This is a genomic window from Dyadobacter endophyticus (genome assembly GCF_014641595.1).
GTDB classification, from domain to species: domain Bacteria; phylum Bacteroidota; class Bacteroidia; order Cytophagales; family Spirosomataceae; genus Dyadobacter; species Dyadobacter endophyticus.
Genome location: NZ_BMIA01000001.1, coordinates 2,215,947 through 2,228,897, shown reverse-complemented (window position 1 = coordinate 2,228,897; position 12,951 = coordinate 2,215,947). Strand labels below are relative to the sequence as shown.

Genomic DNA, 12,951 nt, shown 5'->3' with positions numbered 1-12,951 from the left:
AGAAAAAGATGAAGACACTGAGATTTTCAAAGATAGCACTGGTCGCGATTTTCGGGCTGATATCCTATTCATGTCAGGACAGCTTCCTGGATAAGCCTGCACTGGGGGCATTGAGTGACGCCCAGCTGAATACCAAAGCAGGGGTGCAAAACCTGCTGATCGGCGCCTATGCCGCGTTGGATGGAAATGGCGTCGGCGCAGCCAGCGCATGGGATGCCGCTGCCGACAACTGGATTTATGGCAGTATCGCGGGCGGAGACGCTAAAAAAGGCAGCGATGGTGCCGACCAGCCGGGGATCAACTCCATTATGATTTACAGTGCCGGGCCCAGCAACGGTTTTTTTAACAGCAAATGGAAAGCGGTTTACGAGGGAATCAACCGCGCAAATACCGTTTTGAAGTTCATACCGCTTGTAGAGAGTGGTATGACAGAGGCCGAAAAGACCGATTACACCGCCCAGGCACGCTTTCTTCGGGGACATTACTATTCCGAATTGAAGAAAATGTTCAATATGGTACCGTGGGTTGACGAAAATACACCTAACCCCGCGGCTGTGACCAACGACGCGGACATCTGGCCAAATATCGAAGGCGATTTCCGGTTTGCGATGGACAATCTTCCGGCTACGCAGTCGGACGTGGGCCGCGTGAATAAATGGGCGGCGGCGGCGTACTTGGGAAAGACGTTTCTTTACGAAAAGAAATATGCCGAGGCCAAGACGATCTTCGACCAGGTTATTGCCCAGGGCGTAACGAGCAACGGTTTGAAATATGACTTGATGCCGAAGTTTCAGGATAACTTCGACGCAGCGCAAAAGAACCTTGCCGAATCGGTTTTTGCCGTTCAGATGGCCGCCAACGACGGTACGAATACGATCGACAACGCCAACACCGGCGGTATGCTGAACTTCCCGTACAATTCGCCTTTCCGTTGCTGCGGTTTCTACCAGCCGAGTATCGATCTGGCCAATTCTTACCAGACCGATGCGAATGGCTTGCCGAAAGTGGACAATTACAATGCTGCCACGTTGAAAAATGATATGGGCATCAAATCGGAGGCCGCATTTACACCGGATGCCACCACCGCACTCGATCCCCGTATCGACTGGACCGTAGGCCGCCGCGGTGTGCCGTTCCTCGATTGGGGTAACCACCCCGGCCAGTCATGGATCCGCGACCAAAGCTACGCCGGGCCCTATTCCCCTAAAAAGAATATGTACTGGCAGGCAACGCAGGATAAATATTCCGACCAGCATTCATGGGCGCCGGGAACGGCGATCAACGTACAGATCATCCGTTTTGCCGACGTGTTGCTAATGGCCGCTGAAACCGAAGCGCAGCTGAACAACCTTGCGAAAGCACAGGAATACGTGAACCGCGTGCGGGCGCGGGCGGCGAAACCGGAGAGCTGGGTATATACCTACGCCGATCCTGCGAAGCCCATGGGTGGTTTTACCAAAACGCCGGCTGCGAATTACAAAATCGCCCAATATCCTGCCGGTGCATTTGCGGCTAAGGGAAAAGACGGTGCATTGGCGGCAATCTACTTCGAGCGTAAGCTGGAACTCGCGATGGAAGGTCACCGGTTCTTCGACCTCTCGCGCTGGGGCATTGCCGAGCAGACGCTCAATGCCTACATCACGTTCGAAGGTAAAATTACGCCTGACGTAAGAGGAGGGAAGTTCCTGAAAAATGTGAACGAGTATTTCCCGATCCCCCAGTCCCAAATCGACATCAGTACGCGGAACGGAGTCTCTCCATTGAAACAAAATCCCGGTTATCAATAGACAAACTAATACCAATGCAATGCAAAGGGGGCAGTTCATAACTGCCCTTTTTTGTTTATAATAGGAGGTATTATTGATTTGAGTATGAAATTCTCTAAATGGTTTTCGGGCATACCAATCTGGATTTTTGTCGCGGCGGCCTGCATTCAGGCGTGCGGTACTACGGGCCGGTCGGACGAAAAATCGCGTGAAGCGGAACTCACGGGCGAACTTGCGGAGGGCAGGGATGCGGCGCAAAAATATTGCAGTACCTGCCATTTGGCGGTGGCGCCGGCGCTGCTCGACAAGGATACCTGGAAAAACCGTGTGCTGCCTGTGATGGCCCAATATTTTGGGATCGAGGTGTGGCAGAGGAACCAGTATTTTGCCGACGAAAAATCGGCCATGGCCATTACCGACTGGATGAAAATCGTGGCGTATTACGATTCCCTCGCGCCTGCGCGCTTATCGGCCCCGCGGCCGCCCGTGCAGGAAGAGTGGGCCGGTTTTACACTGAAAACGCCCGCCAACGACACATCCCGCCTGGCCACCACCACCCTGGCCGCTATCGACAGCGCTGGCAGGGCTATTTACACGAGCAGTTCAGAAGTACCCGCGTTGGTGCGTTGGGACCAGGAATTTGTAAAAAAAATGAAAGCGCCGTTCTCGTCACCAGCCATGCACATGCTGTTTTCCAGCGGTCCGTCGCACGGCGGTGCAGCGCCGGTCGTAACAGTCGTGGGCGAAATGCGTGCTTACGACGTTTCGAAAGGAGAACTCTATCGTATCAAGGCATCGGGTGTGTTTGATCCGGTCCCTTTTGTGACCGGCTTGCGGAGACCGTTGCATACATCGGCAGCGGATTTTAACCGCGATGGCAAAACGGATTATGTAGTTTCTGCATTCGGTCATAACCAGGGCGGTCTTTATTTGTTTCGGCAAATGCAGGATGGGAAGTTTGAAAACGTACCTGTGCGTGAAGTCGCGGGCGCGACGCAATCGGCTACCGGCGATTTCAATGGAGATGGCTGGCCGGATATTGTCGCCTTGTTCGCCCATGCGCAGGAAGGTATCTGGCTTTTTACCAATGACAAGAAAGGCGGTTTTTCTGAAAAACCATTGCTGCGTTTCCCGCCGGTTTATGGCTCTTCCAGCTTCCAGCTCGCCGATGTCAACCGGGATGGCCAGCCCGATATCATTTACACCGCAGGCGACAACAGCGATTATTCCCGCATTCTGAAACCCTATCACGGGGTATATATTTTTCTGAACAAGGGGAATAACCATTTCGAACAAAGCTGGTTCTACCCGGCCAATGGCGCAACCAAAGCAATGGCGGCCGATTTTGACGGCGATGGCGACCTGGATATCGCCTCCATTGCATTCTTCGCCGACCATCTCCGTAATCCCGGCGAGAAATTCCTGTATTTCCGTAACGAGTCTTCCAGGGCTGGTTTAAAGTTTCAACCCATTTCGCTCCCCATCGCCGGGTATGGCCGATGGATTTGTATGGATGTAAATGACTGGGACGGCGACGGCGATCCGGATATTGTGTTGGGGAACTATTCCAAAGGGTTTCTCAATCAGGAAGAGGTAAAAGCCGACTGGAATGTGTATTTGCCATTTATAGTATTGCAAAACGATTTCAAGTCTCGTTCCAAACCTTAATTTATTTCAATTCCGGCTGTAAAATTCAAGCCATAGTAATATCGAATGATAAATGGTCGAATAGCCCCCTCATATTGTCGTGATAGCACCCGGCGCGTGTACCTGACCCCGGCTAAATTTGGACATTATTAACCGATAACAGCAAAATGAGAAAGCTCAGGATTTTTGAACACATTTCCCTCGACGGCGTGATCGAGCACGACAAAAACTATGTGTATGGCGGGTGGACAGGACCCTACCGAACCCCTGCCGGGATGGCCATGCTTCTTGAAGCATACGGTACCACTTTTGACCTGCTGGTTGGCCGTCGTACGTACGACGAATGGTTGGGCTACTGGCCAAATGCCGGAGACTTCCCGATGGCGAACGCTATAAACGCTGCAACCAAATACGTAGCTACCCACAGACCTGATAGCTTAAAGTGGGGGCCGGTCAGGGATTTGGGAGGGGATATCATAGAAGGTGTTCGCAACCTCAAGTCCACAGACGGCCCTGATCTGGTTCTTTCCGGAAGTATATCATTAACGTCTGTGCTGCTCGACGCTGGATTGGTAGATGAGGTCATCCTGATCGTATACCCGGTATTGCTGGGTAAGGGCAAACGCCTTCTCTCAGAGAGCTTCGATGCCCGCAAACTCGAATTTGTGAGTACAGCAACCACTCCAACGGGGGTAATGCTCAATGCTTACCGACACCTCGGATCAATGACAAGCTGATTTTTCATGGGTGCTGCGTCCAAAATAAGAGTCCGTCCCAGTTAGATCTGAGACGGACTCTTTCTTATTATAACCAACTATTTACCTAACTATAATAACCTTCTGCACGCTCTGACTGCCGTCGGCGAGGGTGAGTTTAAGGCTATATATTCCCGGAGCGAGCTTGCTGATATCCAGGCCTTCGGAAGTGACAGCTTTGCGGTCGATCACTTTCAGCCCAGCTGCATTGTGAAGGACAACAGACTTCACTTTTGCATAATCCTTGAACTTCAACCGGTCGCTGGCCGGGTTAGGGTAGGCCGCAAGCAAGCCGTTGCCGCCGAAATCCAGGCTTAGAATGCGGCTGTACGCGAAAGGAGCCTCCTTGCCGTCGGCCGCGCGGTCAATCATTTTAAGGCGGTAGTAGTTCAGCCCCACTGCCGGTGCCCGATCGACGAAATCGTATTTACGCAACACGCTGCTTTCACCATGCGAGGCTTTGGTGCCGATCATTTTCCAGTTTGTGGCATCCTGGCTACGCTCGATTTCGAAGCGGTCGCTGTTGGTTTCTTCGGTAGTTGACCAATTGAGCAGGGCGCTGCCGGTTTCTTTCGAAGCTGTGAACGACACAAGCGTTACGGGTAATCCGCATTCCTGCTGGGTCCTGACCGTCAGGCTGGCCGGTGCGGATGTGAGCGTACAAAGGTCGCTGTCGCTGTCGACGATCACCTGGTAGCGGTTGCCGCTCCATGCGGTAGTGGCTGGCGTGAGTGTCAGGGTGTTGGTATTGGCACCCGAATAGGTTCCGTTCGCGTCGGTTGCACCTCCTGGGGCCAGATTGGTCCAGTTGTTACCACCGTCGGTGCTTACCTGCCATTGGTACGTGAGTGTTCCGGTGCCGCTGGCTGTTACTTCAAACGTGGCGGCTTTGGCCACACAGGCAACCTGGTTTTCCGGATTCGGCTTAGTGAGCTCGATATCGCAAAGCGTTGCCGTAACACAGTTCGCACCATCGTTGCTGCCGGATGGCGTCGAGGCCGACATAAAGCTGGCCGAATTGTTGACCGGGTCTATTTTGTAAAAACGGCCCGAGTCGTTGTGAAATGCGTAGAGCTTGCCGGTCGCATCGGCGAAAACAGCCCCGAAACCACTGGCGGCGGGCAAACCGGAAACTGCCGTGCCCCCCACGGTAACCGCGCCGGTAAGCGGGTTGATCGTCGAAATGCGCGCATCGGGAGTGAAGCCGTAAATGAGCTGGGTAGAAGGCAGGTAGGCAAAGTCGGCTCCTCCGAAAGGTGCGCTCAGCGTTACGCCGTAGGTCGGGCCGGTTTGAAGTGCGAATCCGTTGGTTGGGTCCACCAGTTTCAGGTAGGTCGAAGGACGGTTCGGGTCCACGTCGATTACGTAGAAGCTTGGCGTATTGGTCTGATAAATCATCATATAACCATTCGGCAGTTCTACCCCGACGTTGAAAGTACCGCTAGCAGGCAGGTTCGCGATAGGATATTCCACGGTACCGCCTTCGCGGTCGATCTGTACAATGCTGGCGGTTCCGTTTCTGGTAGCCCAGAGCATATTATCCGCCGAATTGTAAATCAGTGAGTTGACGGTCATCGGAAGGGGTGCGATCTCGGTGCGGGCACCTGAATTTACATTGTATGCGTAGAGTGTTGAAACAGGTTCTCCAGCGGAAGCTGCCACCTGGTAGGTGATACCATCCGCGCAATCGAAGGGCAGGTTTTCCAGGATGGAGTTAGGGCAGCTGGCACCGTCGTTGCTATTCGACGTAATGCTGGTCGAGAGCAGCGTGGATGTTGCCGCAGTAGGGTTGATGCGGTGGAATGTGCCCGGGTCGTTGGCAAAAGCGTAGAGCTTTCCGCTTGGATCCGCAAATACCGCTCCGAAAGAAGTTGCCGTTGGCAAGCCTGCTACCACTGCGCCGACGTTGCTTGCACCGGTGACATGGTTAAGGGTTACCAATTTCGCGGTGGTAGATTCCACGCCATAGACCAACCCTGTAACGGGTTCATACACAAGATCGGCCACGTTGATGGGTGTGCTCAACGCAATGCCGTAGGTCGGGCCGGTTTGCAGTGCGTAACCATTGGCAGGATCAACCAACCGCAGGTAAGTGGCGCGGGACGGGTTGATATCGATCACATAAAAGCGCGGCTGGTTGGTGTTGTAAACGAGCATATAGCCTCCCGGAAGCCCGGTGCCCACGTTGAAGTTGCCGCTGAGGTTGGCAATAGGGTATTCGATGAGCGCACCATCGGCCGCGATGCGAACGATGGAATTTGTGCCGTTTTTGGTAGCCCAAAGCGTATTATCAATTTCGCTGTAAATGAGCGAGTTTACCAATGTGCTAAGTGGTGCGATCTGCGTTCTTGTGCCACTGGTTACATTGTAGGCGTAAAGTGTTGAAACAGTTTCACCACCGGCGGCGGCTACCTGGTAGGCCACGCCATCTTCACAGGTGAAGGGTGTGAGACAGCCGGAAATCGTAATCGGCTGGCTCACGGGGCCCTCACAGCCCGGGTTCTCGTAACGTGCGTAATACGTGCCTACGGGTGCCTGTGTAGGATCTGCCACGAGCGTCGCAGGCGAAGGTGTTGATGAAGTGTAAAAGCGCAATGTGCTGCCAGCGGGGGCGGAGCCTGCTACCAGCCGGTTCAGATTGTAGGTCGTGGCCGGGCAAATCGGCGCGTCGTTGCCTGCTACCAGCGTTGGCGCGCCCGGAGTGGCGAATACGTTCATCGTAGCCGACGATGAGGGGGTAGTACACAGGTTGCTGGTAATCATACAGCGGTAGCGGAAATTATTCCAAGCAGCTGTCGATGGTGTGACGGTGAGTGTGGCTGTGCCGCCGCCAGAATAACTGCCATTTGGCCCCGTAAACGGAGTGGTTTGCAAATTAGCCCAGTTGTTTCCGCCGTCGGTACTTTGCTGCCATAGGTAAGTGAACGGCCCATTGCCGTCGGGTGCGACGGTGAAATTAGTGGTACTGCCAGGGCAAAGCGTTACATCGGCTGGCACGACCGGAATGTCGGTATCGCATTCCACGAATGCATTCGGGCAACTCGCGGCGTCGTTCCCGCCCGAAGCAGGGCTGGTCGAGAGCAATGTTGCCGTGTTGGCAACGGGATCGATACGATAAAACCCGCCGGTTGCGTTGTTGAACGCGTACAATTTGCCGGCTTTATCACTGAACATGCCGCCATAATTGGCATTGGGCAGACCTGCCACCGGTGTTGCATTGATGGTTACAATACCTGTCGCAGGGTTAATGGTCGTGATGTTGCTTGTTGGTGTAATACCGTAACCCAGACCCGTAGATGCGAGGTAGGCCATATCCGAGGAGTTAAATCCTGCCGAGACCGTTGTTCCGTAATTGGGACCGGTTTTTAGCGCATAGCCGTTGGCGGGGTCGACGACTTCGAGAAACGTGGCACGCGTGGGGTCTACGTCCACCACATAAAACTCGGTTGCATTGCTGGTATAGATGAGCATATAGGCATTGGGCAGTTCTACCCCCACGTTATAGGTGCCTGTCGGGAGATTTTCGATATCATAAACAACCGTTCCGGCGCCCGCTCCGATACGTACGATGTCGTTTGTGGCGTTGAGTGTAGCCCAGAGGAAATTGTCGGCTGCGGTGCTGTAAATGAGTGAGTTCAGTGCATAAGGGGTAACGGCGCCGATCTGGGTACGTACCCCAGAACTGACATTGTAACTTAAAAGAGAGGATTCGGTGTTACCGGCAAGGATCGCAACCTGGTAGGCGATACCGTCCAGGCAGCCGAATGACGTCTGCAGGCTCATGCGGAAGTTCTGGTTCTGCATGTTCGCTGCCTGGTTGGTGAGCGCGATTTCACCGGTCAGCGGTGCATTAGCCTGATTGGCAGTGTTGCTGCCGCCTACTACATCTTCGGCCACAAAATAGACACCGGGTATGCGGTTTCCTTTCGGATTGGTGGCCGTATTGGTAAGCACGAGTTTGTGGCCTGTGAGGTTGTTGGGCAGGCCGGTGAATGCATAACCTCCGGCGGGCCCTACCGTTGTAGAGGCGATGACCGCCCCCGAAGCATTGACCACGTTGACATACATCGTGCCGCCGAAATCGGTGCCGGTTTCCCCGGCATCGACGATGCCGTCATTGTCGGTGTCGACCCAGGCGGTCCCTGTAATGTTGACTGCCTGAGCAGCCCCGTAACACAGCACTCCCATGAGCAGGAATAGTGCTCTGACAAATAGATTTTTGTTCATAAGCAAGCGTTTGGAATTAAGTAAAAAAAGGAACCGTTGAATTAGCGTACATGGTGCGTCAGACTCCACAGTCTTAGTGGCCCGTGTCGTTGACGACAGGTGTCTTTTTTCTTTTTAGAAGAAGAGGTTGATATAGAAGTAACTGACAACAAATATCAAACTAAATGTTAAACTGACACGTTTAGTTTGGTAGAAATGATTCTACAAATATCGATTTCATTTGACAAATATATTTTGCATAGAAACCTCTTGGATTGTAGAGCTATGCTGAGAAAGCGGCCTCATTTTTGAAAAATATTTCAATGACGATGGCGAAAATCTTATTCGGGAATGTAGATTCCAATGGCTGGAAATCCTGCACGCTATATCAGAGTATAGTGGTAACCTCGGAGTAAGTAGTCGATCTCGGGCGCCGATATGCGCTAATTTTGTATCGCCGCCCGGCCCTGATGGCAGGCCGTCAAGAATGGCTTTCGGTCAGGACCCGGTGTGAAGTATTCATACCATCAAACACAATGAAATCATGTCGAAGACAACCTGGAATGTTGACACTGCACATTCAGAAGTTCAGTTTAAAGTAAAGCATCTTGTAATCTCGACCGTGACCGGGTTTTTCCGCACTTTCAACGGTTCCGCATCTACAAACGGCGACAGTTTCGAGGACGCTCAGGTCGATTTTACGATCGACGTCAACAGCGTGGACACCGGCCAGCCCGGCCGTGACGAGCATTTGCGCAATGCGGATTTCTTCGAAGCGGAGAAATACCCCGAGTTCCGTTTTGTATCGACTTCCCTTAAAAAAGACAAAGGAGACGTATACAAACTTGCCGGTGACCTTACCATCAAAGGTGTTACAAAAGAGGTAGAACTCGCAGCCGAATACGGTGGCACCGAGCGCGATCCATGGGGGAATACCAAGGTAGGATTTGAAGTGAGTGGCGTGATCGACCGCAAGGATTTCGGTGTGACGTTCAATTCACTTACCGAAACCGGGGGCCTTGCATTGGGCGAAAACATTAAGATACTGGCTAATATTCAGCTGGCGAAACAAGCATAACAGCCATTATTTAGAGTAGCTGGTGTGCGAGAGGGCGTCCTGTTTCAGGGTGCCCTCTTTTTCGTAATGAAAGATTTTTGGTTTAATTTGTATACCCTATTAACCTGCTAGAATATTCCGCACCCTGACTGTATGCAAATAGAGATAAAAAACAAACTGAACGACAATGAGTTGTTTCGGATCAAGAGAATGAAGGAGGTTATTAAAACCACCAACCCGCACGGCCACAAAGAATATCTCGAAATCATCTTCCTTACACAGGGCGAAGGCCTTCACCAGATCGACCACCACCATTTTCCGGTGCGTGGCAATAGTTTATACCTCGTTATGCCCGGTCAGATCCACAACTGGGCGCTGACCGCCATTCCGAAAGGCTTTGTGGTGATGGTCCAAAAGGATTTTCTCCTTGGCCATCCGCTTTATGACGATCTTTTTCAGACGTTTCCTCTCACATTCAGCAGTGGCTATCAGCTCGAACAAACGGGAGAGGCCGTGCATGGTATTTTTGAAAATATTGAAAATGAGCACGCTGAGCGGCAACCGAACTACCAGGCTATTATCCAGACTTACCTGTTGCTGCTCTTTAATTTGCTGAAACGGGAAGCGCACATCGACCGCAGCCAGTCGGAGCCGCCCTTGCTCAAAGCCTTCTTCGAACTCGTTGCGACGCATTATAAAACCTCACACGAAGTAGCCTGGTATGCCAGCGAGTTGAATGTGACGACTAAGACCCTGAATGCCAACTGTCGGAAGTTTCTGGACAAAACGGCCGGAGCCGTGATCAATGAAAAGCTGACTGCGGAATGCAAGCGGTTGCTGCTCTATTCCCAGGCAAATATGGGCGAAATTGCCTATGAGCTCGGTTTTGCCGATCCTTCGCATTTCAATAAGTTCTTCAAAAGGCAAACCGGCGTTCTGCCGAGCATTTACCGCAAGGGAATTTCCTGAATATACCAGTTTTCGGACGGAAAGTACAAAAGTCTACTGACTTTGTAGGGTTATTTTTGCCACGTCATTCAACACGATGAATTGGCGAAAATAACCCCTATGAAATTCCTATTTACCCTAACATTTCTTTTTTGCCTGATGGCGTTCGCCCGGGCCCAAAGCCAGGTGGTCATTACCGGCAAAATCACCGACCAACAGACTAGCCAGGGGTTGCCTTTTGCCTCCGTCGCATTGTACCGCTCGACCGATTCGGTACTGGTGAGTGGTGCTTTGGCCGACGATAAGGGCAGTTTCCGCTTCGAGAAAACGAACAGTGCAGCTTATTACCTCGAATCACAATATATGGGGTACCGGAAAACGCGAACACCCGTGCCTTCGGGAGAGGGCGTCGTGGAATTGCCGCCCATTGCCATGCAGGCGGATGGCCGGTTACTCGACGCGGTGGAAGTAAAGGGTGCCCGCGGCGCGGTAGAAAGCAGGATCGACCGGCAGGTGTACCGCGCAGGTGCATTCCTGGGAAGCCAGGGCGGTACGGCGGTGGATGTACTCAAAAATACGCCGTCGGTAACGGTAAATAGTGAAGGCGACATTATGCTGCGCGGCTCGACCGGCTTCCTGGTGCTTGTGAACGGCAAGCCTGTGCAAACCGACCCGGCTGTGGTGCTCAACCAAATCCCCGCCAACAGCATTGAAAACGTCGAAATCATTACCAGTCCTTCGGCGCGCTATGACCCGGATGGGAAATCGGGGATCATCAATATCACCACCAAAACCGTCGATAAAAACAGCCAGAGCCTCATCGCGAATGTTCAGGGAGGGTTTCCGTCGGTTCATACCTACGACAATCTGAAAAAACCGCAGCGTTTCGGTGCCGATGCAGCCTGGGGACTGAAAACAGGTAAATGGGAGGTGAACCTGAGCGGCAGCTATCTGCGCAACGATATTACCGGCCGTAGGATCGGCGACGTGAACACGACGATCGGCGATGTTTTCACTTCCTTCCCGTCCGACGGGGAGCGGAGTTTTAAGCGGTACAACTACACGGCACGGGCATCGGTCAGTTTCACCGCTGATCCTTCCAACGTGGTTTCGGCCGGTTTTTACAAAGGTTACCGTTTCCAATCGAGAAGGGCAGATTTGGTTTATAACAACACCAAAACCAACCTGGAAACGGGGCAGAACCTGGGAAGGATTACCTATTTCAACTCCAATGTCGCGCAAAAGACGGCCGATGTGATGTCTGGTAACCTCGATTACCTGCATCGTTTCGCCAACAAATCGGAGCTGACCTTGTCGGGGCTGATCGAATCGGCGGACCTCGACGGGCTGACTACCAATATCAATCTTTCTGAACCGGGCCGCACGCACACACTGCAAAGCACGCGTAACCCCAGCCAAAACCCGCTGAATGCATTCCGCTTGCAGGCCGATTACGTTGCTCAGATCGGTAAGGGGAAGCTCGAAACGGGCTATCAATACCGAAACCAGGAGCAGAAAGGGACTTTTCAATATCTTGATCAAAACCTGGAAACCGGCGAGTTTGTGCTGGTACCCCAGTTTTCGAGCCGGACGCGCCTGGTGAATCATATTCATTCCCTATACGGCCAGTACAGCGGAAAATCGGAAAAACTGGAATACTCGGGTGGTTTACGTTATGAATACGCCACCCGGCAATTTACCGCGGAAGGTACCGACAAACGTAACCTCGACTTATCCAACTTTTTCCCCTCGGCCCAGTTGCAATACCGGTTTTCCAAAAGCTGGCGTGGGAAGGTGGGCTACACGCGCCGCGTACAACGCGCGACCAACAACGAGCTGAACCCGTATCCCGAACGCGAGCATTCCGAAACCTTGGAATCGGGCGACCCAGACATTTTGCCGGAATTTATCGGCCAGGCCGAGCTGGGCGTCGTGAGGGAGTTTGAAAAGGGAAGTGTTTTCGCCACGTTGTATAACCAGCGCGTCAAAAACGTCGTTAACCGGGTCAATAGCGTGTATAACGATAGCATCGTCAACCGGATTTACACCAACGCGGGCCTGGCTACGTCATGGGGCGTGGAAGTGAGCGGGAATGCCAATCTAGCCAAATGGTGGCAGCTTTATGCAGGCGCGAACGTGTACCGGTACGCGATCGAAGGGGGGCTTTTCCGGAACACCGTGGTGGTGAATAGTTCGAGTGTCGTATATTCGCTGAATGCCAACACCACGTTTAAAATTACTCCTGCATTGCAGGTACAATGGGGCATAAGCTATCTTTCAAAAAGGGTAACGGCGCAGGGAGAGGATTCACGTTTTGTGAACCCGTCGCTGTCCGTAAGGAAGTCATTCCTGAAAGGCAAGCTGGCGGCTACATTGCAATGGCAGAACATGGATCTGGGCATCGTCGGGGCCAACCAGCAGCGTATCTCCACCTGGGGTAGGGACTTTTATACCACCACAAATTACATTCAGGAAACAGATATTTTCCTCATTAACCTGAGCTATAACCTCAACCAGCTCATTAAAAAAGCAAAACTCCCGGCCAGCGAATTCGGTGATCGGGAGTTTTGAC

The 12,951-nt window shown here is 52.5% G+C and carries 7 protein-coding genes; 6 read left to right on the top strand and 1 reads right to left on the bottom strand.

Annotation, left to right across the window (positions count from 1 at the left end; genetic code table 11):
* The first annotated feature begins 8 nt into the window (after positions 1 to 8).
* The 3 genes from IEY24_RS09190 to IEY24_RS09180 all read left to right on the top strand — a co-directional run bounded on the left by IEY24_RS09190 (position 9) and on the right by IEY24_RS09180 (position 4,150).
* Positions 9 to 1,787, top strand: coding sequence for a RagB/SusD family nutrient uptake outer membrane protein (locus IEY24_RS09190; RefSeq protein WP_188930870.1), 1,779 nt, complete (start codon positions 9 to 11; stop codon positions 1,785 to 1,787).
* A gap of 84 nt (positions 1,788 to 1,871) precedes the next feature.
* Positions 1,872 to 3,434 (top strand): FG-GAP-like repeat-containing protein, encoded by a 1,563-nt coding sequence (locus tag IEY24_RS09185; RefSeq protein ID WP_188930868.1) that lies wholly within the window; start codon positions 1,872 to 1,874, stop codon positions 3,432 to 3,434.
* A 146-nt stretch (positions 3,435 to 3,580) separates the two neighbouring features.
* Positions 3,581 to 4,150, top strand: coding sequence for a dihydrofolate reductase family protein (locus IEY24_RS09180; RefSeq protein WP_188930866.1), 570 nt, complete (start codon positions 3,581 to 3,583; stop codon positions 4,148 to 4,150).
* An 81-nt stretch (positions 4,151 to 4,231) separates the two neighbouring features.
* Here the strand turns inward: IEY24_RS09180 and IEY24_RS09175 are convergent, their stop codons facing one another.
* Complete coding sequence (locus IEY24_RS09175; RefSeq protein WP_188930864.1) at positions 4,232 to 8,395, bottom strand: DUF6923 family protein; 4,164 nt, start codon at positions 8,393 to 8,395, stop codon at positions 4,232 to 4,234.
* A gap of 523 nt (positions 8,396 to 8,918) precedes the next feature.
* Between IEY24_RS09175 and IEY24_RS09170 the strand changes: the two genes are divergently transcribed.
* The 3 genes from IEY24_RS09170 (at position 8,919) to IEY24_RS09160 (ending at position 12,950) form a co-directional block, all read left to right on the top strand.
* Positions 8,919 to 9,452: a YceI family protein gene (locus IEY24_RS09170; protein ID WP_188930857.1), complete on the top strand. Its 534-nt coding sequence runs from the start codon at positions 8,919 to 8,921 to the stop codon at positions 9,450 to 9,452.
* 132 nt (positions 9,453 to 9,584) lie between these two features.
* A complete protein-coding gene (locus IEY24_RS09165) occupies positions 9,585 to 10,400 on the top strand; it encodes a helix-turn-helix domain-containing protein (protein ID WP_188930855.1) in 816 nt (271 codons plus the stop codon).
* A gap of 99 nt (positions 10,401 to 10,499) precedes the next feature.
* Positions 10,500 to 12,950 (top strand): TonB-dependent receptor, encoded by a 2,451-nt coding sequence (locus tag IEY24_RS09160; protein ID WP_188930854.1) that lies wholly within the window; start codon positions 10,500 to 10,502, stop codon positions 12,948 to 12,950.
* Position 12,951 lies beyond the last annotated feature (1 nt).